The organism is Microbacterium pygmaeum, assembly GCF_900100885.1.
Taxonomy (GTDB): Bacteria; Actinomycetota; Actinomycetes; order Actinomycetales; family Microbacteriaceae; genus Microbacterium; species Microbacterium pygmaeum.
Genome location: NZ_LT629692.1, coordinates 745,071 through 766,958 on the forward strand (window position 1 = coordinate 745,071; position 21,888 = coordinate 766,958).

The 21,888-nt window shown below is 67.5% G+C and carries 20 protein-coding genes; 19 read left to right on the forward strand and 1 reads right to left on the reverse strand.

From position 1 onward, the window contains the following. Nucleotides 1-105 precede the first annotated feature (105 nt). The 7 genes from BLT19_RS03475 (at nucleotide 106) to BLT19_RS03505 (ending at nucleotide 9,424) form a co-directional block, all read left to right on the forward strand. Nucleotides 106-1,326 carry an FAD-dependent oxidoreductase gene (locus BLT19_RS03475; protein WP_091486395.1) on the forward strand — a complete coding sequence of 407 codons (1,221 nt, stop codon included), beginning with the start codon at nucleotides 106-108 and terminating at the stop codon, nucleotides 1,324-1,326. A 35-nt stretch (nucleotides 1,327-1,361) separates the two neighbouring features. Next, nucleotides 1,362-2,255 carry an alpha/beta hydrolase gene (locus tag BLT19_RS03480; protein WP_091486400.1) on the forward strand — a complete coding sequence of 298 codons (894 nt, stop codon included), beginning with the start codon at nucleotides 1,362-1,364 and terminating at the stop codon, nucleotides 2,253-2,255. Nucleotides 2,256-2,274: 19 nt separating this feature from the next. Continuing rightward, nucleotides 2,275-3,483, forward strand: coding sequence for a multidrug effflux MFS transporter (locus BLT19_RS03485; protein ID WP_091486404.1), 1,209 nt, complete (start codon nucleotides 2,275-2,277; stop codon nucleotides 3,481-3,483). A 97-nt stretch (nucleotides 3,484-3,580) separates the two neighbouring features. Beyond that, a complete protein-coding gene (locus tag BLT19_RS03490; protein ID WP_091486409.1) occupies nucleotides 3,581-6,397 on the forward strand; it encodes an alpha-L-rhamnosidase in 2,817 nt (938 codons plus the stop codon). A 2-nt stretch (nucleotides 6,398-6,399) separates the two neighbouring features. After that, the gene (locus tag BLT19_RS03495; protein WP_157681743.1) at nucleotides 6,400-7,533 is read left to right on the forward strand and encodes an alpha-hydroxy acid oxidase; all 1,134 of its coding nucleotides are present in this window, start codon (nucleotides 6,400-6,402) and stop codon (nucleotides 7,531-7,533) included. A gap of 88 nt (nucleotides 7,534-7,621) precedes the next feature. Further along, complete coding sequence (locus tag BLT19_RS03500) at nucleotides 7,622-8,584, forward strand: carbohydrate ABC transporter permease (protein ID WP_091486415.1); 963 nt, start codon at nucleotides 7,622-7,624, stop codon at nucleotides 8,582-8,584. 3 nt (nucleotides 8,585-8,587) lie between these two features. Next, nucleotides 8,588-9,424: a carbohydrate ABC transporter permease gene (locus tag BLT19_RS03505; RefSeq protein ID WP_091486418.1), complete on the forward strand. Its 837-nt coding sequence runs from the start codon at nucleotides 8,588-8,590 to the stop codon at nucleotides 9,422-9,424. Here the strand turns inward: BLT19_RS03505 and BLT19_RS03510 are convergent. Then, nucleotides 9,414-10,418, reverse strand: coding sequence for a LysR family transcriptional regulator (locus BLT19_RS03510; RefSeq protein WP_407939811.1), 1,005 nt, complete (start codon nucleotides 10,416-10,418; stop codon nucleotides 9,414-9,416). The genes BLT19_RS03505 and BLT19_RS03510 overlap by 11 nt on opposite strands. A 124-nt stretch (nucleotides 10,419-10,542) precedes the next feature. On the opposite strand from BLT19_RS03510, the gene BLT19_RS03515 reads away from it, so the two are divergent. Genes BLT19_RS03515 through BLT19_RS03570 form a run of 12 tightly spaced genes read left to right on the forward strand, consistent with a single transcriptional unit; the run spans nucleotide 10,543 to nucleotide 21,888 of the window. After that, complete coding sequence (locus tag BLT19_RS03515; RefSeq protein ID WP_091486422.1) at nucleotides 10,543-11,337, forward strand: sugar phosphate isomerase/epimerase family protein; 795 nt, start codon at nucleotides 10,543-10,545, stop codon at nucleotides 11,335-11,337. Next, complete coding sequence (locus tag BLT19_RS03520) at nucleotides 11,334-12,857, forward strand: GMC oxidoreductase (protein WP_091486426.1); 1,524 nt, start codon at nucleotides 11,334-11,336, stop codon at nucleotides 12,855-12,857. The genes BLT19_RS03515 and BLT19_RS03520 overlap by 4 nt, the downstream gene beginning before the upstream one ends. 47 nt (nucleotides 12,858-12,904) lie before the next feature. Then, nucleotides 12,905-13,327, forward strand: coding sequence for a C-glycoside deglycosidase beta subunit domain-containing protein (locus BLT19_RS03525; RefSeq protein WP_331710702.1), 423 nt, complete (start codon nucleotides 12,905-12,907; stop codon nucleotides 13,325-13,327). Continuing rightward, nucleotides 13,324-14,433 carry a sugar phosphate isomerase/epimerase family protein gene (locus BLT19_RS03530; RefSeq protein WP_091486435.1) on the forward strand — a complete coding sequence of 370 codons (1,110 nt, stop codon included), beginning with the start codon at nucleotides 13,324-13,326 and terminating at the stop codon, nucleotides 14,431-14,433. Before BLT19_RS03525 ends, BLT19_RS03530 begins: the two co-directional genes overlap by 4 nt. After that, nucleotides 14,430-15,491, forward strand: a complete 1,062-nt coding sequence (locus BLT19_RS03535; protein ID WP_091486440.1) for a sugar phosphate isomerase/epimerase family protein — start codon at nucleotides 14,430-14,432, stop codon at nucleotides 15,489-15,491. Before BLT19_RS03530 ends, BLT19_RS03535 begins: the two co-directional genes overlap by 4 nt. Continuing rightward, nucleotides 15,484-16,266, forward strand: coding sequence for a nuclear transport factor 2 family protein (locus tag BLT19_RS03540; protein ID WP_091486444.1), 783 nt, complete (start codon nucleotides 15,484-15,486; stop codon nucleotides 16,264-16,266). Before BLT19_RS03535 ends, BLT19_RS03540 begins: the two co-directional genes overlap by 8 nt. Before the next feature lie 9 nt (nucleotides 16,267-16,275). Next, on the forward strand, nucleotides 16,276-16,692 hold the full coding sequence (locus BLT19_RS03545) for a C-glycoside deglycosidase beta subunit domain-containing protein (RefSeq protein WP_091486448.1): 417 nt from the start codon (nucleotides 16,276-16,278) through the stop codon (nucleotides 16,690-16,692). Beyond that, nucleotides 16,689-17,876, forward strand: coding sequence for a Gfo/Idh/MocA family protein (locus BLT19_RS03550; RefSeq protein ID WP_231917776.1), 1,188 nt, complete (start codon nucleotides 16,689-16,691; stop codon nucleotides 17,874-17,876). Before BLT19_RS03545 ends, BLT19_RS03550 begins: the two co-directional genes overlap by 4 nt. Nucleotides 17,877-17,900: 24 nt before the next feature. Continuing rightward, on the forward strand, nucleotides 17,901-18,902 hold the full coding sequence (locus BLT19_RS03555) for a sugar phosphate isomerase/epimerase family protein (RefSeq protein WP_091486453.1): 1,002 nt from the start codon (nucleotides 17,901-17,903) through the stop codon (nucleotides 18,900-18,902). A 48-nt stretch (nucleotides 18,903-18,950) separates the two neighbouring features. Continuing rightward, nucleotides 18,951-19,922, forward strand: coding sequence for a sugar phosphate isomerase/epimerase family protein (locus BLT19_RS03560; RefSeq protein ID WP_091493226.1), 972 nt, complete (start codon nucleotides 18,951-18,953; stop codon nucleotides 19,920-19,922). Next, entirely contained in the window at nucleotides 19,919-20,899 is a 981-nt protein-coding gene (locus BLT19_RS03565) for a sugar phosphate isomerase/epimerase family protein (RefSeq protein WP_091486458.1), read from the forward strand. Before BLT19_RS03560 ends, BLT19_RS03565 begins: the two co-directional genes overlap by 4 nt. Next, the gene (locus BLT19_RS03570) at nucleotides 20,896-21,888 is read left to right on the forward strand and encodes an NAD-dependent epimerase/dehydratase family protein (RefSeq protein WP_157681744.1); all 993 of its coding nucleotides are present in this window, start codon (nucleotides 20,896-20,898) and stop codon (nucleotides 21,886-21,888) included. Before BLT19_RS03565 ends, BLT19_RS03570 begins: the two co-directional genes overlap by 4 nt.

The window sequence follows — 21,888 nt, forward strand, 5'->3', positions numbered from 1 at the left end:
ATTGCTGATTGCAATGCCGACCATAGTCAATCTCTGCTTCCGCAATACTCGATCGCACTTCAAGCTCGGAGGACAAGGGAGCCACGCAGTTCGAAGGAGTCGACGATGTCGTCACTACACGTCCTGATCGCCGGTGGGGGGATCGGGGGGCTCGCGCTCGCGCAGGGTCTGCGGAAGGCGGGCATCAGTTGCGCGGTGTACGAGAGCACCCCCGAGATCGTGCAGGCGGGCTACCGGCTGCACATGAACGCGACCGGCGGGAACGCCCTCGAGGAATGCCTGCCCGAGAACCTGTACGAGCTGTATCTGCGCACCTCCCGCCGCACCCCGCGGCGCGAGATGTTCGTGATGCTCGACCTGCAGGGCGAAGAGCTGGGCACCCGGCCGCACATCGGGCCGCCGAACGACGCCGACCGTCCGCACACCGCGGTGAACCGGCGGACGCTGCGCCAGATCCTCGCTCTCGGCCTCGACGACGTCCTCCACTTCGGGCGCTCAGCGGTCGGGTTCGACCAGGATGACGAGGGGGTCGGACTCCACTTCGCGGACGGCACCTCGGTCACCGGCGATGTGCTGGTGGCAGCCGATGGCATCAACTCGCGCATCCGCCGGCAGCTGCTTCCGGAGGTGGGGATCGTCGATTCGGGCCTGCACGGCATGTGGTCGACTGCTCCGTTGACCGATGAGCTCGCGGCGGCGCTCCCCGAGGCGGTCTTCGACGGCTTCGTCATCGTCGATGCGGGTGACGGAACGATCTTCGCCCTCGGCGTCTTCGATCCGCGGACGCCGATCCGCACCGCGGTCGACGAACTCGTTCCGGGGGCGGCGGTCGACGACGTCGCTCCATACGTGATGGTCACCCACGGCAACGCGTTCGGCGTACCCGTCGACCCGCACTCACAGGGGTTCGTCGGCACCCCGGAAGAGCTGCATCTGATGATGCGCCGCGACATCGCGGCCGGGCACCGTGGGCTGGTCGAACTGATCGACCGCGTCGACACGCGGACGCTCGCACCGGTGTCGGTGCGGCACCTGCAGGTGGCGGAGCCATGGCCCACGACCCGCGTCACGCTGCTCGGCGATGCGATCCACGCGATGCCCCCGAGCATGGGCGCCGGCGCGAACTCCGCACTGCGGGATGCTGCAGCCCTCGTCCGCGCCCTTTCGGCGGTCGATCGCGGCGCGGCGTCGGTGCACGACGCGCTTGCCGAGTATGAAGCGGGGATGCGGGCCGAGGTGTTCCCGATCTTCCGAGCGTCGACCGACCCTCACGCGATCGACACCGACTTCAGGCCCGACGACGTCGACTTCGTCGAGCAGCGATGACGCGCCCCACCGAACCACACGCAGAAGGACGATTCATGCCCATCGAAACCGACCTAGAGTTCCTCGTCTCAGGAAAGGCGCTACGCGGCAAGCTGTTCGTGCCGGAGGACAGCCCGCAGCCGCCACCTGTCGTGATCCTGCAGGGTGGTCTCGGCGGTCCCGCCGAGTCGAACTGGGGGATGGCGCCCGCGTTCGCTGCCGCGGGCCTCGCCTGCCTGTCGTACGACCATCGCAACACCGGCTACAGCGACGGCGAGCCGCGGCAGGAGTTCGACCCGTGGCAGCAGTGCCGTGACCTGCGCGACATCATCACGCATCTGGCGCTGCGCGATGACGTCGACGCCGGTCGTCTCGGCCTGTGGGGCGTGAGTATCGGCGGCGCGAACTCGATGTTCGTCGCCGCGATGGACACCCGCGTCTCGGCGGTGGTCAGCATCATCCCGCCGGTGAGCGGGTGGAGCGCACGGTCGCTGCAGTCACCCGAGACCCTCGCCGAACTCGAGGCACGTATCCCCGTGGACCGGCTCGCGCAGCTCGAAGGAGCGCCGGCTCAGACGATCCGGCTGCACGGGAAGCCCACGCCGGGCGACCCGGTCATGTTCAGCGACCAGGAGGGACTCGAGTTCGTCGAGAAGATGATCCACGGGCTGCCCAGTTTCCGGAACGCGATCACGATCTCGACGCTGGATCGCATCTTCGAGATGGAGGTCACCGCGTACGCCGAGCGGATCACCGCGCCGCTGCTCATGATCCTCGCCACAGAGGATTCGGTGGCGCCCGTCGAGGAAGCCCGGGAAATGTACGCGCGCATCCCCGAACCGAAAGAGCTGATCGAATTCCCGGGGCAGCACTACGAGATCCTCTCGCAGCACTTCCCGGAGATCATCCAGCGCAGCACGCGCTGGCTCGCTGACAGGCTCGCCGGCTGACGCGGTGACACGCCCGCTGATGACGTCTCCGACGGCCGCCGCGCGGACGAGCATCAGCTGGTTGCAGCTGTGGACGCTCGCCCTCCTGGCGGCAGTGTCACCGCTCGCGACCGGTATGTACCTGGCCGCGATACCGCAGATGCGCGTCGACCTGGCGGCGAGCACGACCGGTGTGCAACTGACGATCACCGGGTTCCTCGCCGGTCTGGCAGTCGGGCAGCTCGTCATCGGCGCAGTCTCGGACCGCACGGGAAGGCGTGCACCCCTGCTCGTGGCCGGGGTGGCCTGTGTGCTCGCCTCGGCGGTGTGCGCGCTCGCCCCGACCATCGAAGTGCTCGTGGCGGCGCGATTCGTGCAGGGGTTCGCCGGCGCGGCCGGCATCGTGCTCGGTCGTGCGATCGTCGCCGACCGAGCGGATGGGACAGACTCCGCTCGGGTCTTCTCCCTGCTGATGACCATCGGTGCGGTGGCGCCCGTCCTCGCGCCGCTGCTGGGCGGCGCGATCCTGCAGTCGGCCGGGTGGCGAGAGATCTTCTGGGTCCTGACGGGCATCGCCGTCCTGATGCTGGCAGGCTCCTTCTTCGCGCTGCCGGAGAGTCTTCCCGCGGGGAGGAGGGCGGCATCGTGGCGAGTAACCTGGCGAGACGCGCTGGCCGCGGCATCCCACCGCCCGTACCTCGGATACACCCTCTGTCTGGTGTTCTCCTACTCGGTGCTCATCGCGTACGTCACCGGCTCGCCGTTCGTGCTGCAGATCGGGTTCGGGCTGACCCCGCTGTGGTATGCCGTCGTCTTCGCAGCGAATGCACTCGGTCTGACGCTCGGCTCCCTCCTGAACGCGCGGCTGGTGCGCCGGGTCGCCGCGCGTCGTCTGCTCTCGGTCGGCGTGGTCGTGCAGCTGAGCGCCTCCGGAGCGCTGCTGTTGCTGGCCGCGGCAGACCTGGCGGGTCTGCCTGTGGTGCTGGTCCTGCTCTGGGTGTCGGTCACCGCGCTGGGTTTCATCGCCGCCAATGCCACCTCGCTCGCGCTCGGCGAGCTATCCCGTGGGCTCGGCGCGGCCTCCGCCCTGCTCGGTGCCGCCCAGTTCGGGGTCGCGGCCCTGGCCGCTCCGCTGGTCGGTATCGGCGGCGAGGTGAGTACGAGATCCGTGGCCCTGGTCATGACGATCGCCGGGACGCTCGGGCTCGCATCCCTCGTCATCTTGACACGCACGACGTCTGCGCGCTGATCCACGTCATCGGTGCTGGCTATGTGCGTCCCGAGCCAACCTGGCGCATAGTCGAAACGCCCTCCCACTCATCCGTAACCCTGACATCGGAGTTCCCGTGACGAAACTCGGCCACCTCCTCGTCGAGCAGCTCGATCGACCAGGAGGCCTGTGGACCGCGCGTCCGCGCTTCTCGTGGCAGATCACCCAGACGACCGATACCGACGTGATCCAGACCGCCTACGAGCTCGAGGTCGAGCGCGCGGACGAGCCCGGCACCGCGCTGCGGACCGGCCGCGTCGAATCGCGCGAGTCTGTCCTGGTCGAGCTGGCCGGCTTCGAAGCGCGGTCGGCGACGACCTACCGCTGGCGGGTACGCTGCTGGACGAACACGTCCGCCGAGCCGACGGACTGGGCCGAGTCGACCTTCGAGACGACCCTCCTGCATCCCGAGGACTGGCACGCGCGCTGGGTCGTCCCCGAGCAGACCCCCGTGCGCAAGGACGGTGCGGCGAACTTCCAGGAGCTCTTCAGTCTCCACATCGACACGCCGCCCGAGGATCGCCTGCTGCCCGCCCCGTACCTCCGGCAGCCGTTCCACCTCGATGAAGCGCCGATCCGAGCGCGCCTGTACGCCACCGCCCACGGGATCTACCAGGCGGAGATCAACGGTACGCCGGTCTCGGACGAGCTCTTCGCCCCGGGAGTGGAGAGCTACCACGTGCACCTGTCGTTCCAAGCCTACGACGTGACCGACCGGCTCTCCGCCGGGCAGAACGTGCTGGGCGTCGTGCTCTCGGACGGCTGGTACGCCGGGCGCGTCGGCATCCTCGGGGCCAGCCGCAACTACGGTGACACGCTGAAAGCGATCTGGCAGCTGGAGCTCGCGTTCGCCGACGGATCCACCCGGACGATCGTCTCGGACGACTCGGCGCGGTCGTCCACAGATGGACCGATCCGGTACGCCGACCTCGCGGTCGGCGAGGGCTACGACGCACGCATCGACTGGGATGGCTGGAGTCGGGCGGGTTTCGACGACTCGACCTGGACCCCTGTCGTCGAGGTCGAGCTCGAGCAGTCGCTCGTGCCGTTCGTCGGGGAGCCTGTGCGGCGTGTGCTGGAAGTGCCCGCGATCGAGATCATCCGGACCCCTGCGGGCGAGAACGTCGTGGACTTCGGACAGGTCATCGCCGGCCGCGTGCGCTTCCGGGTGCGAGGCGATCGTGGCCAGACCGTGCGGCTCGAGCACTCCGAGGTGCTCGACCAGCACGGGAACTACTTCAACAACATCGTCGGCCCCAACAAAGACCAGACCGACGTATACACGCTGGCGGGAGATCCCGCCGGCGAGACGTGGGAGCCGCTGTTCACCTTCCATGGGTTCCGCTTCGCGCGCTTGACCGGGTTCGGCGCCGACGCGTCCGCTGAAGACTTCGTGGCGGTCGTCACCGCATCCGATCTTCCCGTCATCGGCGAGTTCGCGTGCTCCGACGAGCGGCTGAACCGTCTGCACGCCAACGTGCGCTGGAGTCAACGAGGCAACTTCCTCTCCATCCCCACCGACTGCCCGCAACGCGAGCGCTACGGCTGGACGGGAGATCTGCAGGTGTTCGCGCCGACCGCGGCGACCAACATGTCGGTCGGCCCGTTCCTGTCGCGCTGGCTGAGGATCGTGCGCGACGACCAGCTTCCGGACGGCCGCATCATGAACATCTCACCCAACCCGCCGCAACTGGACTACCTCATGCAGGGGCCGCCGCCCTCGTACGACGACCCGATGATGCTGCTGGCCTCTTCCGCCGGCTGGGGAGATGCCGTCGCAATCGCGCCGCTAGTGCTGTTCGAGCACTTCGCCGATCGTCGCGTGATCGAGGAGAACTACCCGGCCATGGTCGCATGGGCGCAATACCAGATCGACAGCGCGACCTCGGGGCTGCCCCCGCGGCTGGTCGGCAGCGATCTCACTCCCGCCGAACGCCATCGGCAGAGCCTGCTCTGGAACAACGAGCCCAACTTCGGCGACTGGCTCGCCCCCAGCACCCTTCGGGGACCGGAGGGATCGCAGATGAACGCGCCGCGGCGCACCGGCGAGGTGTTCGGATCCATCTATCACGGTCGTCTCATGGACGTGATGGCAGAAGTCGCCGGCATCCTCGGGCACTCCGAGGATGCCGAGCGATACGCCGCGCGTGCGCGGGGCGCGCGGGAAGCGTTCGCGGTCGAGTACATCGACGAGAGCGGGCGCATCCCCGGCGACCTGCAGGGCTCCTACGTGATCGCACTCGCCTGCGGCTTCGTGCCCGACCGGCTGCGGACGCTCGTCGTGGACAACCTCGTCCAGCTCATCCACGACGCGGGCGACCACCTCGACACCGGGTTCCTCTCGGTCGCGTTCCTCTTGGATGCACTCTGGGACAACGGGCAGCGCGAGCTCGCCCGCACACTGCTGTTCCAGGACACGGCACCGTCATGGCTCTACGAAGTGGCGCAGGGCGCGACGACGATCTGGGAGGGCTGGGAGGCGATCGCGCCGGACGGCACTGTCACCGACCTTTCGTTCAACCACTACGCGTTCGGCTGCGTCGACGACTGGCTCTACCGTCGGGTCGCCGGCCTGCAGCTGGAAGGGCCCGCATACCGCGAGTCTCTGGTCGAGCCCGATGTGACCGGTCTCCTGACCTCCGCGGCGGCCAGCATCGAGACGCCCTACGGATGGCTCGCATCGCGGTGGACCAGATCCGAGCACGGCCGCGTGGAACTGTCTGTGCAGGTGCCTCCCAACACGACCAGCACGATTCGCATTCCGGACGCCGTGCGAAACGTCCGCATCAACGATCGTGCTGTCGGCTCGCCGACCGAACGATCGCTCGCAGTCGGTTCGGGAACGACGACCATCGTCTTCGACCTCGCCGATCTCGACCGAGAGGAACAGTGAACATGTCGACACCATTGATGACGGATGCCGCGGAACTGCTGGACATCGAAGAGGTCCGCGAGGCGGCGGAGCACGTGATGCCAGAGGCGTACCGGGACTTCGTGAACAACCGGGGGATGGACAAGACCCTGCGGGATGACATCAGCGCGTGGAACGCGATGCATCTGCGGCCCCGCGCACTCGTCGACGTCCACGACATCGACACATCTGTGAGCATCCTCGGCTCACGCATCTCGATGCCGATCATCACCGCGCCGTTCGTCGGATCGAGCTTCGTGGATCCGGAGGGTGAGATCGCGACCGCCCGTGGCGCGATGGCCGCCGGCACGATCACGACGCTGAGCATGAACGGTTCTCGCACGCCGGAGCAGGTGGGCGACGTCGCGGCCGGCTTCTACTGGCAGCAGCTGTACTTCGTGCGGGACCGCGACGTCGTGCGCGATGTCGTCGCACGGGCCGTCGCCTCCGGTGCGTCGGCGCTGTGCCTGACGGTCGACCTCCCGGTCATGCCGTCGTTTCCGCGGCCCATGAGGGACGCGATGGGCGCGCTCTTCGAACGGTGGGGTGAAGAGGAGCACATGATGTACGCGGTGCGCGACTACCGTGACAAGCCGTTCGGCGCCACCTTCCCCAACCCCGGCATCACCTGGGCCGATCTCGAATGGGTGCGTGGGCTCTCCGATCTCCCGCTGATCCTCAAGGGCGTCATCCGCCCCGAGGATGCCGTCCTCGCGCGCGATCACGGTGCCGCCGCCGTCATCGTGTCCAACCATGCGGGACAGGGGCTTCGCGCCTCGCAACCGGTTGCTCACGCGCTGCCCGGCATCGTCGCCGCGGTCGGGTCGGACATCGAGGTCTACGCCGACAGCGGCATCCGGACCGGTGCGGACGTGCTGCGCGCCCTCGCCCTCGGCGCGCGGAGTGTGCTCATCGGCCGCCCGACGCTCTGGGGGCTCGCCGCCGCAGGAGCAGCCGGCGTGGAGCGCGTTCTGCAGATCCTGCAGGCCGAGCTCGCCGAGGTGATGGCCATCACCGGCGCCGCGCGCATCGGCGACGTCGACCGGTCGGTTCTCGGCGGGGGCGCGGCGGTCACCGAGCCCTCGAACCCGGCTTATACCGCATATCGCTACTACTAATGTGTGATTTCGACGCAAGCGTGTGATGCTGGTTGCGGGCGCTCCACCACACCAGACCGGGCGCCGTGACGACGAGGTCAGAGAGCAGATGACAGTGACGATCGACGAGAACACCACTCGCACGCTGACTGTGCCGCCCAAGGCTCGGCGCACGCCGCCCCCGCGCAATCGGGCGCGCAAGCCGCTGATCAGCTACGGGCACTGGTGGTGGGCGCTGCCGGCCGTCGTGCTCGTGATCGGCGTGCACTACGCCGCGACGCTCACCGGTGGGTTCTTCGCCTTCACGAACTGGACCGGCCTCGGCGACTGGGAGTTCATCGGCCTGGAGAACTTCCAGCGCATCTTCAACGACCCGCAGCTGCTCGGGGCGGTCTGGAACACCCTCTTCCTGGCGTTCGGGTCCGTGATCCTCACCAACGTGATCGGACTCCTGTTCGCGTTGGCCATCAACCGCACGCTGAAGTCGCGCTACATCCTGCGGACCCTGCTGTTCATGCCTGTCGTGCTCAGCCCCCTGGCCGTCGCCTACGTCTGGAAGTTCATCTTCCAGTTCAACGGTCCCCTGAACGGCCTGCTGGGTGCGCTGGGGCTCGAGGAATTCCAGAAGGTGTGGCTGGCCGACCCGACCTGGTCGATCTGGGCGATCCTGCTCACGGTCGTCTGGCAGCAGACCGGCTTCACCATGGTCATCTATCTGGCCGGCCTCGCGTCGGTGCCGATCGAGGTCGAAGAGGCCGCTGCGCTGGACGGCGCGGGCATCTGGGGCCGGTTCTGGAACGTCACCGTACCTGCCATCCGCCCGTCCATCGCCATCGCGACCACGCTCGGCATCATCCAGGGTCTGCGCATCTTCGACCAGATCCTCGCCCTGACAGGCGGCGGCCCTGCCGGCGCGACCGAGACGCTGGCCACCGAGGTCTACAAGCAGGCGTTCTCGCTCGGCCAGTTCGGGTTCGGTTCAGCGCTCGCGCTCGTGCTGACCGTCATCATCCTGGCCTTCGCCATCCTTCAGCAGTTCGCCACGCGCGACCGCGACGCCGGAAAGGCCTGACCCATGTTCCGCTACACGAAGCTCACCGCGGTCCGCGAAATCCTCATCTGGGTCATCACCCTGCTCGGCCTGCTGCCGTTCTACATCCTCATCGTCACCTCGTTGAAGACCGACCAGGAGACGCTGACCACCAGTGCCGTCGCGCCCCCGAGCTCGCTCGACTTCAGTGCGTTCGTCGAGGTCCTGACGACGACGGGGCGCAACAGCATCCCGATGAGCATCCTCAACAGCGTGATCATCACCGGCGGTGCGATCCTCGGCCTCGTTGTCCTGGGGTCTGCTGCCGCGTATGTCATCGCCCGCCGCACCCGGCGCTGGACCACGATCACCTTCTACCTCGTGCTGATCGCGATCATCCTCCCGGCGCAGCTGGGCACCGTTCCGCTGTACATCGGAGCGCGCAGCCTCGGCCTGACCGGGAACGCCATCGGCATGATCCTGTTGTGGATCGGGATCCTGCTGCCGCTGTCGGTCTTCCTCTACGCGAGCTTCTTCCGGGGGCTGTCGACCGAGTACGAAGAGGCCGCCGTGATCGACGGCGCCACCCCCACCCAGGCGTTCTTCCGCGTGGTGCTCCCGCTCATGGCACCGGCCACCGGCACCGTCGCGATCCTGGCGGGGTTGATCGTCTGGAACGACTTCTTCAACTCGCTGATCTTCCTCGGCGGGTCGACGACCCAGACGCTGCCGGTCGCGATGTACACCTACGTCGGCGGACTCGTGTCGGCCTGGAACAAGATCTTCGCCGTCGTGATCATCTCGATGGTCCCGATCCTGGCGTTCTACATGTTCGCGCAGAAGCAGTTCATCCAGGGGTTCGCCGGTGGACTCAAGGGCTGAGCGGCGCCTGCGCAGCATCGATTGGCTCGACGAAGCGATCGCCTGCGGCAACCGCCGACTGCACCTCACGCGCCGCCTCGATGAAGATCGAACGCATCCACGCGTGCTCGGGATCACGGTCATGGACCGGATGCCACCACAGCGCGTTGGCCGTCGGCGTGGCGTCGAAGGGTGGCTCGAGAATACGAAGGCCCCCGATGCGGGCGACCTCCGGGGCGAGCGCGGCCTGCACGAGCCCGAGCCGGCTCGTGCCGGTGATGAAATGCCCGAGCGCGAGGAAGCTCTCCACGACCACGTCGACGATCGGCTCAAGCCCGAGCATCTGCAATTGTCGCCCCGCCGAGGTGAACGCCGAGCGCGACCGGTAGGTGAACACCCACGAGCTCTGCGCGAGGAGTTCCATGGTGAGCCCGTCGGCGACGAGCTCGTTGTCCTCGTCGGCCACGATGACCCAGCGATCCCGCCACAGATCCTCATACGGGATGTCGGTGAGATAGCCGTGCGGGATGACCATGGCATCCACGGACCGCAGGCTGTTGGCCGCGTCGTCCACGATGGGCGTGTTGTGCAGCATGAAGCGGAAGCGCACGCCCGGGGCGGTGCGCGCCGCGGCCCGCGATACCGCGGCGCCGATGGTGGCGAAGCCGTAGTCCGAGCCGTAGATCGCGAACTCGCGCGTGGAGTCGTGCGGCGTCCAGATCGCCTGACTCTCGAACACTCTGCGCGCGGCGTCCAATGCGATGGTGGTGTGCTCCGAGAGCCGCAGCGCCAGCGGCGTCAGCTCGTATGCATTGCCGCGCCGGGCAAGGATCGGGTCGTTGAAGTGGTTGCGAAGCCTCGCCAGCGACGCGCTCAGCGCGGGCTGGCTCAGGTGCAGACGCTCGGCGGCACGCGTGACGCTCCGCTCGGTGAGCAGGGCATCCAGCGCGACCAGCAAATTCAGGTCGAGGCGGGACAGAAGCGGTTGATCGGCCACGGCGATGTGATCCTTCATGCGGCGTCGGGTGTGCCAGACATCCTATCCACTCGATCTATTCCGGCGGCATTGCTCATTCGTCGAAGCGATGTCGCCTGAAGGAGACGTACTCCGTTCCCCTCCTCCTCAGGAAGCAGTCACCATGTACCAGCTCTCACCCAATATCGAACTCCTCTTCACCGAGGCCGGCGACTACCACGACCGCGTGCGCGCGGCCGCGGCGGCCGGATTCACCGCGGTCGAGATGTGGGGGCCGACCGGAGTCGATGCCCCCTCGACACCGAAGGATCTTCCCGCACTCAAGGCCGCGCTCGAGGAGACCGGCACGCAGATGACGGCACAGTTGTCCGAGCCGCGAACGCAGTTCATGATCCCCCCGTGGGATCACTCGGAGTTCTTCCGCAAGCTCGATGAGGGCGTCGAGATCGCGCACTTCCTCGGCACACCCCGCATGGTGGTCGGCAGCGGTACCGGCTTCGGGGGCTGGAAGCGCCAGGTGCAGCTGGACAAGCTGGTCGAGATCTACCAGAAGGCGATCGCCCAGATCGAGGGGTCGGGCATCACTCTGGTGCTCGAGCCGGTCAACGTGCGCGTCGACCACCCCGGCTCTCTGCTGGACCGCACCGCCGAGGGCGTCTACGTCGCGCGCGGCGTGGATTCGCCGTTCTTCGGGGTGCTCTACGACATCTACCACTCGGCCGTCGAGGGCGAGGACATGTCCGCAGAGCTCGCGAACGCCGGATCGATCGTGAAGTACGTGCAGCTCGCCGACACGGATGGCCGCGGAGAGCCGGGCACCGGGTCGCTGGACTGGCCCGCGACCCTCGCGACGCTGCGCTCGTCGGGCTACGACGGACCGATCGGCCTCGAGTACTACCCGACCACCGAGTCGTCCGAGTCGGTGAAGCTCATCCAGAAGCTCGCGGCCGACGCATGAGCGAGCGCGTCTACCCGGCATCGGTCGACGTCGCCATCGTCGGCAGCGGGCCGGCCGGTGCGGCGTACGCCCGCATCCTGAGCGAACGAGCGCCGGATGCCTCGATCGCGATGTTCGAGGTCGGCCCCACGGTCTCTGACCCGCCCGGGGCGCACGTGAAGAACATCGCCGACGCCGACGAACGCGCGCGGGCGCAGATGCGCTCCGAGGGCCCGCACGCGAGCGAGGGCGGCGAGCGGGTGGGCGGCATCGTCAAGACCGCGCAGCGCCGAGCCAGGCCGGGCACCTTCCTCCTCGAGGACGGATACCAGGCGGAGGGGGAGGACGGCCTGCCCGCGGCCGCGATGTCGAGCAACGTCGGAGGCATGGGTGCGCACTGGACGGCGGCCTGCCCGCGACCCGGCGGCAGCGAGCGCATCGACTTCATCGACGACCTCGACGAGCTGCTCGACGAGGGCGACCGGCTGCTCGGCGTGACCACCGACGCGTTCGACGGATCGCCGTTCGGCGATCTGGTCCGCGAGCGCCTCGCCGCGGCAGTGGACGAGGGTCGCGTCGCCGCGACGCGGGTGCAGCGGATGCCGCTGGCCGTGCACCGTCGTGACGACGGGCGTCTCGAGTGGTCCGGCTCGGATGTCGTGCTCGGGGATGTCACCCGAGCGAACCCCAACTTCGCTTTGCACGACGAGTCGTTGGTCACGCGGGTGCTGGTCGAGAGCGGCCGTGCGGTCGGCGTCGAGGTGCGCGACCTGCGTAGCGGTGAGACGCACGACGTGCGTGCGCGCTTCGTCGTCGTGGCGGCCGATGCGCTGCGGACCCCGCAGCTGCTGTGGGCCTCCGGCATCCGTCCCGACGCCCTCGGGCGGTATCTCAACGACCAGGCGCAGATCGTCTTCGCCGCCCGTCTCCGCGACGTGCCCGACCTCGAGACCGACGTGCCCGCCGACGGCACGCTCTCCGAGTACAGCGGCGTCAGTTGGGTGCCGTTCACGGATGATGTGCCCTTCCACGGCCAGGTCATGCAGCTGGACGCCTCACCCGTCGCGCTCGCCGAAGACGATCCGGCCAAACCGGGCGAGATCGTGGGGCTCGGATTCTTCTGCGCGAAGGACCTCCAGCGAGAGGACCGCGTGGCCTTCGATGACGAGGAGCGTGACCCGTACGGCCTACCGGCGATGCGCATCCACTACCGGCTGACCGACCACGACCGCGCGGTGATGGATCGGGCCCGCACGGAGATCGTGCGCCTCGGCGCCGCCGTGGGCGAGCCGCTCGACCCGCGCCCGTTCACCATGCCCCTCGGTGCCTCGCTGCACTATCAGGGATCGACCCGGATGGGGCTGACCGACGACGGGGAGAGCGTGTGCGATCCCGACAGCCGCGTGTGGTCGGTCCCCGGTCTGTACGTCGCCGGCAACGGAGTGATCCCCACGTCGACGGCGTGCAACCCGACCCTCACGAACGTCGCCCTCGCGGTGCGCGGAGCTCGATCCATCGCGATCGAACTTGCTTCTGTCTGATTCAGACATTAGAGTGTAGAAACAATGACAAAGATGTCCGGCCGACCGTGTCGGCTCGAAAGCTGGAGGTTCGCGTGATCCCCGACCGCATCATCGAGCAGGGAACGCTCACGACCCACGGTGCCCGCACCGCGGTCGAAGTGCGTCTTCCCTGGTACCGCGCACTCCCCGGATCGTGCATCGCGGGCGCGACGTTGAGCATCGACGGCGTCGAGGCGCCGGCGGAGTCGCTGCGCTGGCAGATGAACGGCCGCGAGTTCGGCTTCGACGAGCTGCGCACCAACACCGACGAGTGGTGGTTCCCCACCGACTCGGCAGTGCTCTCCGGCGACCTTGCGGTCGACCCTGGTGCAGAGCACGAGGTCACCGTCGGGCTGACCCTGTACATCCCGTACATCATCATCTCCGACACCGAGACGCTGCACATCGACGAGACGAACACCAAGACCATGAAGGCGGTGGCGGCATGACCGGTACGCTCGGCACTCCGATCCAGGGCGTCACGCTCTACAGCTTCACGCGCGCATTCCACGGCCGTGAGTACGACCTCGAAGGCCTGATCCGCAAGACGGCCGCCGAGGGCTTCGGGCCTGGCCTGGAGGTCATCGGCTTCTCGAGCTTCCGGGGCTTCCCGGAGATCGACGACGCGTATGCGGGCTGGTTCCGCGATCTCGTCGAGGAGGTCGGGCTCACGACGACCTCGCTCGCCGTGAATGCCGACATCGGCATCCACCGCGACCGCCTGCTGAACCAGGACGAGCTGATCGCGTACATGACGCGGCAGATCAAGGCGGCAGCGACGCTGGGCTTCCCGATCGCACGCGTGCAGATCTCGATCGAGCCCGACTCGATGGAGGCCCTTGCACCCATCGCCGAAGCGCATGGCGTGACCCTCGCGCTCGAGGTGCACGCCGACCAGTACGCCTCGCACCCGCGGATCCTGGCGCTGCGCGATCGGTTCGAGAAGGTCGGCTCGCCCTTCCTCGGGTTCACGATGGACTGGGGGGCCACCGTGTCCGGGTTCGCACCGTCGCTCATCGAGTCCTACCGTCGCCGTGGCGCGTCGGATGAGCTGCTGGGCAAGGTCGTCGACCTCTGGAACACGTACTACGAGCAGGGGCCACCGGCAGATCAGACCGAGCACGGACAGCGCTTCGGCTCGTTCATCGGCCTCGCTGCGCAGAACGGGCGTCCCGACCTCGGCATCGACATGGGCATCAACGGCACTGGCCTGTTCGGCCCGGCGCGGGTGGACGACTGGCTCGCGATCGTGCCGTGGATCAAGCACGTGCACGGCAAGTTCTTCGGCATCGACGAGCACGGCGAGGAGCCCTCGGTTCCCGTCCGCGATCTCGTCCGTCTGCTGGTCGAGAACGGCTACAACGGCGCCATCTCCAGCGAGTACGAGGGCTGGCACTGGAACAACTGGGAGTCGCCGTTCGACATCATCCGTGCCGAACAGGCCGTGCAGCGCTCCGCCGCCGCAGACGCCGGCTCACGCATGATCACAGATCTGGCAGAGGCCCGGGCGCAGCTCGGCGCGTGGCTGCCCACCACCGAAGGAGCAGGAGCATGACCGACAACGACGGAATCGCAGGCACCGGCATCAAGCTGGGCACCACCCTCTACTCGATGACCAGCGAGTTCGCGGCCGGGCTGTACACGCCCGAGACCCTGATCGCCGCGGTGGCCGAAGAGGGCATCGGCCCGGGCGTCGAGTTCAACATCGCCCAGCTGCTGCGCACCTACCCCGACGTCGATGATGACTTCGTCAAGCTGTGGTTCAACTCGCTGGAGAAGTACGGCCTCGAGGCGAGCGCGGTGGGAACCAACCTCGACATGGGGCGTCGTAAGAATCGCGACATGACGCCCGACGAGGAGCACGACTTCCTCGCGCGGCAGCTCAAGACGGCGCATACGCTCGGCTTCAAGAAGGTGGTCATCCGCTCGCACGGCAAAGAGCTGCTGCGCAGCCTGCTGCCGTTGGCCGAGAAGTACGACCAGAAGCTCGGCTACGAGATCCACGCACCGTCCGGTCCCAATGACCCGCAGGTGCTGCAGATGCGCGAGATGTACGACGAGCTGCAGTCCGATCGGCTCGGTTTCACGGCCGACTTCTCCTCGACGATGCACAGCCTGTCGCCGACCCTGCTGCGCACGCTCGGTCAGATGGGCATGGACGAGAAGCACTTCCCCGTCATGGACGAGATCTGGCACGAGCCGACCCCGATGTACGTGCGCAACCAGAAGTTCGAGGACTACCTGACCGGTGAAGGCGTCGACTTCCTGCGCTTCGGCCCGTTCACGCGCCTCGCGTTCAACATGCACGGTCTGGTGCCGCCGGAGGAGTGGCTGGACATCATGCCGCAGATCTTCCACGTGCACGCCAAGTTCTACGACATCGGCGCCGACGGCGAAGAGCCGGCGATGGACATCCCGCGCATCGTGAAGCAGTTCGTCGACGGCGGGTACCAGGGCTACCTCTCCAGCGAGTGGGAGGGCCACGCCTTCTCCGACCTCGGCGAGTCCGACCCGATCGATCTGGTGAAGAAGCAGCACGTGCTCATGCGCAAGGCCATCGAGGACACCGTGCAGGAGAAGGCCGCTGCCGCGAAGGAGAGCGCGAGTGTCTGACACGATCGCAGCGGCATCCGTCACCGAGCTCCACGCAGAGCTGGCCGCGCTGCGTGAAGAGGTCGTCGCCGTGCGCGCGCTCGCGCAGCGCGCCGAGGACCGCGGCCAGGTGGAGAACCTCTTCAACCGCTACATGTACCTGCACAACGCGTTCCAGGACGAGCAGATCATTCCGCTCTGGGTCGCCGAGGGCACGCCGGGCATCCGGGCCAGGTACACCAACGCGGGCCAGTACACGACATGGGAGAGCGTGACCCGCTACCACCGCGATCGCCCGAGCCCCGAGGGCAAGCTCATCCTGCACGCCACGACGACCCCGGTCATCGAGGTGGCCGCCGACGGCAAGACGGCCAAGGGAGTCTGGCTCATGGCCGGCACCGAGTCCGGGCTGACCGATCCCAAGGTGGCCGAGGCCTTCCCCGACATGTACTCGCCCGACGAGGTGCTCGGCAAGAAGGTCTGGGCGCACTGGGTCTGGTGCAAGTACGCGATCGACTTCCTCAAGCAGGACGGCGAGTGGAGGTTCTGGAAGTTCCGCTGCTACGAGCTGGCGCGCGCTCCGTTCGAGGAGAACTGGATCAGCTTCGGGCTGAAGAACCAGGGCGCGTTCGACCTCGACCTCATGTACTTCGGCGACGACGGCAAACCTGTCTTCATGCCGCCCGCCGATGAACCCGTGCCCAGCACGAACCACCCGTACAGCCCCACGACGGTGCAGAAGCTCGAGCCGGCGCCGCCGGTCGCGCACGACACCTTCGCCGACACCTTCAAGTAGGGATCGATCATGGCAACCCACAATTCCCTCTTCTCCGAGAAGGACGTCCGCCGCACCGACGACGGCATCGCCGTCTCGGTGCAGCTTCCCTGGTACCGCAGCCTCTGGCTGTCGGCGGTCGACGATGTCGCGGCATCCGTCAACGGCATCGAGGTGCCGAAGGACGAGCTGCGCTTCGTGCTGAACGACACCAGCTACCGCATCGAGGAGCTGCCCGAGCAGTCCGAGACCCTCTGGTTCGTCGCCGACAAGCCCGAGGTCGTGATTCCCCTCGACCACGCACCCGCGGCCGGTGAGAAGCTCACCGTCGAGGTCGTGCTGACGATGCGCCTGCTGTACATGCAGATCATGCCCGGCGTCGACGGTGGCCCCGGCCGGTACGTCACCAACCGTGTACCGGTGGAGCGCGAGGTCGTGCTCGCATGAGCAGGCCGCTCCGCGTCGCCATGATCGGCTACGGCTTCATGGGCGCCACCCACTCGGTAGGGTGGCGCCAGGCGCCGCGGATGTTCGATCTGCCCGCCTCCGTCGAGATGGCGGTCATCGTGGGTCGCAACGGCGACGCCGTGGCCGAGGCCGCCGAGAAGTGGGGCTGGGCCGAGTCGGCGACCGATTGGCGCGAGGTGATCGCGCGCGACGACATCGACATCGTCGACATCGTCACTCCCGGTGACTCGCACGCCGAGATCGCGATCGCCGCTCTCGAGGCAGGCAAGCATGTGCTGGTCGAGAAGCCGCTCGCGAACACCGTCGCCGAGGCGGAGGCCATGGCGGATGCTGCGGCGGCTGCGTCAGCGCGGGGCATCCGCTCGATGGTGGGCTTCACCTATCGTCGCGTGCCCGCCGTGACCTTCCTGCGCGATCTGATCGCCGACGGCGTCGTCGGCACCGTGCAGCAGGTGCGTGCGGCGTATCGGCAGGACTGGCTGGTCGACACCGGTGTGCCGTTGGCCTGGCGCCTGCAGAAGGAGCACGCCGGCTCCGGCGCGCTCGGCGACATCGGCGCGCACATCATCGACATGACGCAGTTCGTGACCGGCCAGACCGTCGAGGCGGTGGCGGGCACGATCGCGACGATCGTGAAGGAGCGTCCGCTGCTCGGCTCGGGCTCAGGCCTGTCCGGAACCGCAGCCGAAGGCTTCGGGGAGGTCACCGTCGACGACCTTGCGCTCTTCACCGGGCGCCTGTCGAACGGGGCGCTCGTCTCGTTCGAGGCCACGCGGTTCGCGACAGGGCGCAAGAACGCCCTCACGATCGAGGTGTCCGGCGACGAGGGCGCGCTGGCGTTCGATCTCGAAGACCTCAACAGCCTGCAGTTCTACGACCGGACCGCCCCCGACGGCCGCCAGGGATTCACGAAGATCCTGGTCACCGAGGCGCAGCATCCCTACCTCGGTGCGTGGTGGCCCGCCGGTCACATGCTCGGCTACGAGCACGGCTTCAGCCACCAGGTCGTAGACCTCGTCACGGCGATCGCCGAGGGCACCGACCCTCATCCCTCGTTCGCCGAGGGCCTCTCGGTGCAGCGCGTGCTCGATGCCGTCGAGCGCTCGAGCGAGCACGATTCCGCCTGGGTCCGCATCGCCGCGGGCGTCCCGGCATCCGTCTGAACACCCATCCCGAAGGAGAGCGCGATGACGCGTCCGATCACTTTGTTCACCGGTCAGTGGGCCGATCTGCCGTTCGAGGAGGTGGCGCGTCTTGCGGGGGAATGGGGCTACGACGGTCTGGAGATCGCGTGCTGGGGTGATCACCTCGATGTGTCCCGCTGGGATGATGCGGAGTACGTGCAGTCCCGGCTGGACATCCTCGAGCGCAACGGGCTGCAGGTCTACACGATCTCGAATCATCTGACGGGTCAGGCGGTGTGCGATGACCCGATCGACGAGCGGCATCGTGACATCCTCTCCGACCGGGTGTGGGGCGATGGTGACCCGGAGGGGGTGCGTCAGCGTGCCGCGGAGGACATGAAGAACACGGCGCGGTTCGCCGCGAAGCTCGGCGTGACGACGGTCGTCGGCTTCACCGGCTCCTCGATCTGGAAGGCCGTCGCGATGTTCCCGCCCGCCTCGGACGAGTTCATCGCCCGCGGGTATCAGGACTTCGCCGACCGCTGGAACCCGATCCTCGACGTATTCGAAGAGGTCGGCGTGCGGTTCGCCCTCGAGGTGCATCCGTCTGAGATCGCGTACGACTACTGGAGCGCGAAGGACACGCTCGAGGCGATCGGGCACCGCAAGAGCTTCGGGTTCAACTTCGACCCGTCGCACTTCGTGTGGCAGCAGTTGGACTACGTCGCCTTCGTGCTCGACTTCGCCGAGCACATCTTCCACGTGCACGTGAAGGAATCCATCACCAACCTCGACGGACGCAACGGGGTCCTCGGCTCGCACCGGCCCTGGGCCGACCCGCGCCGCGGGTGGACCTTCGTCTCCACAGGGCACGGCCAGGTGCGGTGGGAGCCGCTGTTCCGCGCGCTCAACGCGATCGGCTACACCGGCCCCACGTCGGTGGAGTGGGAGGACGCCGGCATGGACCGCTTGATCGGCGCGCCCGAAGCCCTCGCGTTCGTCCGCAAGCTCGCCGAGATCACCCCCCCGGCCGCCGCGTTCGACGCCGCCTTCTCCACGAAGTAACACCGCCCCCATCGGGGCCGTGATCCTCCCACGAAAGCAGAAGTGACCATGACGACACCGACGTTCGACGTGCCGAAAGTGAAGTGGAGCTACATGGACCACTGGCGCAGCCAGGGTCCGGCCGGCCCCATCGACCAGTGGCAGTCCCGCCTTGCGATGACCCGGTTCCTGCGGCAGGTCGCCGCGGTGGGCTTCGACGCGATCGACACGTTCGACTTCCGGTTCTGGCAGATCCTCGAGCAGTACGGGTCGGTCGCGAACTACCAGGAGTTCGTTCAGGAGCAGGGTCTGGAACGGATCGTGAACACGTTCCACGGGGTGTACTACACCCCTGAGCGGTACGCGCCTGAGGTGCCCGCCACGCACGACACGATCCTCGAGGACTTCAAGATCACGATGGACCGGTGGTCCGGCATCCAGCTCGACAACATCATCGTCATGCCCGGTTCGCGGTACTTCGACGAAGTGGGCGTCAGCGACGACGGCCTCAAGCACGCGGCGGAGGTCTGGGGCAAGGTCGGCCAGATCACGCAGGAGTACGGCGTCAACCTCACCTGCCACCACGAGTTCTACGGCGGCATCCGCACGCGCGCGCAGATAGACACGTTCTACGACTACGCCGACCCCGAGTTCGTCAAGTTCTTCGTCGACACCGCGCAGCACTGCATCGCCGACGTCGACCCGGTGGACGTGTACGAGGCGCACCACGATCGCGTGACGGGCTTCCACTTCAAAGACACCCGCACGAAGGACACGAACGAGGACTACCGACTCTGGCCGGATGCCGAACTGTCGGCGGTGACGACCGAGAAGTGGTTCTACGAGATGGGAACCGCAGAGGGCCTCGTCGACTTCGAGTCGATGATGCGCTCGGTGCGGGACCACGGCTACTCGGGGTGGATCAGCGTGGAGCACGACAAGGCCGACAAGATCGGCGGCGACTACTCCGAGAGCACGGCGATCTCGCGCTGGTACGCGAAGAACGTGCTCGACGGCATCTACGCGGAGGGCGCGAAGTGACCGGCATCCGATGGGGCTACGCCCTGAACCAGTGGGACACGAACATCGATGCGTTCGTGCGCAAGCGCGACCACGAGCGGGCGTTCAAGACGATCTCTATCAGCGGATTCAGCGGCGTCGAGCTGACAGCCGTGAGCTTCGGTCCGTGGGAGCCGTTCGGCAGCCCCGAAGAGATCGCCAGACTGTACGGGTCGCTCGACGGACTGCGCGCGTTCCTGGCCGACTGCGCGCTGGAAGCCGTGAGCAGTTATGTGTACGACCCGTTCGTCGGCTTCGACGTGGAGATGGGTCGCGGGCCCGATCCCCTCGACCCTGACTCCCGCGAGCCGATCGCCGCCACAGCGCTCTGGTTCGCGGACGCGGTGCACCGCCTCGGCGGCGATTCGCTCGTCGTGCGGCCGGTCGGGTCGGCGTGGCAGACAGGCGAGCTGAGCGACCAGCAGATCGGCACGCTCGCCCGCCTGTGGAACGAGGTGGGCCGTCGCGTCGCGGAGCATGACGTGAAGCTCGCGCTGCACGTCGACTTCCTCTCGGCGCTGCGTCTCGGCGACGGCATCGATCGACTGCTGGCGGCGACGGACCCCGCGTTCGTCGGACTCGCGCTCGACACCGCTGAGCTCGCAATCGCCGGCATCGATCCCGTGGAGCTGTTCCAGCGGCATGCGGACCGCGTGCGTCACATCCAGCTCAAGAACGCGCGCGACACCGTCGACGACGCTGAGGCGGTGAATCCGCACGCCGAGCAGTTCGTCCGCACCGAAGGCGGCGAACGACGGATCGAACGGTGGTTCTTCGAGCCCACCGACGAAGGCGGACTCATCGATTTCGAAGCGTTCGCGCGGGCCGTCGCGGAGTCGGACTACTCCGGATGGATCGTCGTCGAGTCCGACCAGAGTCCGCGCCCCGCCGAGAGTGCGATGGTCAGCGGGTGGTACGTGCAGAAGGTGCTGCGGCCCATCGTCGAGGGTCGTACGTGAAGGTCGGGATCGTCGGGGGCACGGGCAACATCTCCACGAGTGTCGTCAAACTCCTGCAGGAGCGCGGCCACGACGTGACGTGCATCACGCGCGGCTCGTCCGGAGCGCTGCCCTACGGCGTGCGTCATCTGTCGGGAGACCGGAACGACCTCGACTGGTTCGTGCCGACTGTGCAGCGGGAGCGCTTCGACGCGGCGATCGACTTCATCGGGTTCACCCCCGCACACGGCGCCGCGAGTCTGGACGCCTTCCGCGACGTCGGCCACTTCGTGCAGACGTCGACGGTGACGACCGTCGGCCAGACCGCCGACTGGCTCCCGATCACCGAGGACCATCCGCTCCGCCCGCCCGTGCCGTACGCCGTCGACAAGGTCGCCCTCGATCGCATGTATCAGGCCGCCTACCTCGATCGCGGGTTCCCCGCGACGATCGTCAAGCCCTCGACCACGTACGGCCGCAAACGCGTCGTGCGCCAGGTCGGCATCGACACGCGATGGATCCGCCGCATCCGCGAGGGTCGTCCGATCCTCCGCGTCGGGGAGGGGACGGCGCTTCATCACCTGCTGCACGTCGACGACGCTGCACTCGGCTTCGTCGGAGTGCTCGAGCGCGACAGCACGATCGGTCAGACGTACTTCCTGGTCAATCCGCAGCCGATGGAGTGGTCCGACATCCACGGCGTCGCCATGGACGTGCTCGGGCGCGAGGTCGAGCAGATCGACGTATCGGCCGAAACGCTGTACCAGCTCGACCCGCAGCGCTTCATGATGGTGCCCGGCGTCTTCGCGAAGAACCTGCTGTACAGCGCCGAAAAGCTGCAGCGTGACGTGCCCGAGTTCCGGCCGGTCGTCTCGCTGCACGACGGTCTTGCCGACGCATTCGAGTATCTGCAGAGCCACGGTCTGGTCGACGACGTGCCGGTCGGCGACTGGGAGGACCGGGTCATCGAAATACAGCGCGACGCTCGTCGTCGCATTCTGGAGGGTTGA

Excerpts from the sequence above, each read along its gene's own strand:
- BLT19_RS03550 (WP_231917776.1), top strand. The coding sequence starts at position 16,689 with ATGAGCAGGCCGCTCCGCGTCGCCATGATCGGCTACGGCTTCATGGGC.
- BLT19_RS03515 (WP_091486422.1), top strand. The coding sequence starts at position 10,543 with ATGTACCAGCTCTCACCCAATATCGAACTCCTCTTCACCGAGGCCGGC.
- BLT19_RS03475 (WP_091486395.1), top strand. The coding sequence starts at position 106 with ATGTCGTCACTACACGTCCTGATCGCCGGTGGGGGGATCGGGGGGCTC.
- BLT19_RS03530 (WP_091486435.1), top strand. The coding sequence starts at position 13,324 with ATGACCGGTACGCTCGGCACTCCGATCCAGGGCGTCACGCTCTACAGC.
- BLT19_RS03520 (WP_091486426.1), top strand. The coding sequence starts at position 11,334 with ATGAGCGAGCGCGTCTACCCGGCATCGGTCGACGTCGCCATCGTCGGC.
- BLT19_RS03535 (WP_091486440.1), top strand. The coding sequence starts at position 14,430 with ATGACCGACAACGACGGAATCGCAGGCACCGGCATCAAGCTGGGCACC.
- BLT19_RS03560 (WP_091493226.1), top strand. The coding sequence starts at position 18,951 with ATGACGACACCGACGTTCGACGTGCCGAAAGTGAAGTGGAGCTACATG.
- BLT19_RS03500 (WP_091486415.1), top strand. The coding sequence starts at position 7,622 with ATGACAGTGACGATCGACGAGAACACCACTCGCACGCTGACTGTGCCG.
- BLT19_RS03510 (WP_407939811.1), bottom strand. The coding sequence starts at position 10,418 with ATGAAGGATCACATCGCCGTGGCCGATCAACCGCTTCTGTCCCGCCTC.
- BLT19_RS03495 (WP_157681743.1), top strand. The coding sequence starts at position 6,400 with ATGTCGACACCATTGATGACGGATGCCGCGGAACTGCTGGACATCGAA.
- BLT19_RS03505 (WP_091486418.1), top strand. The coding sequence starts at position 8,588 with ATGTTCCGCTACACGAAGCTCACCGCGGTCCGCGAAATCCTCATCTGG.
- BLT19_RS03555 (WP_091486453.1), top strand. The coding sequence starts at position 17,901 with ATGACGCGTCCGATCACTTTGTTCACCGGTCAGTGGGCCGATCTGCCG.
- BLT19_RS03485 (WP_091486404.1), top strand. The coding sequence starts at position 2,275 with ATGACGTCTCCGACGGCCGCCGCGCGGACGAGCATCAGCTGGTTGCAG.
- BLT19_RS03480 (WP_091486400.1), top strand. The coding sequence starts at position 1,362 with ATGCCCATCGAAACCGACCTAGAGTTCCTCGTCTCAGGAAAGGCGCTA.
- BLT19_RS03545 (WP_091486448.1), top strand. The coding sequence starts at position 16,276 with ATGGCAACCCACAATTCCCTCTTCTCCGAGAAGGACGTCCGCCGCACC.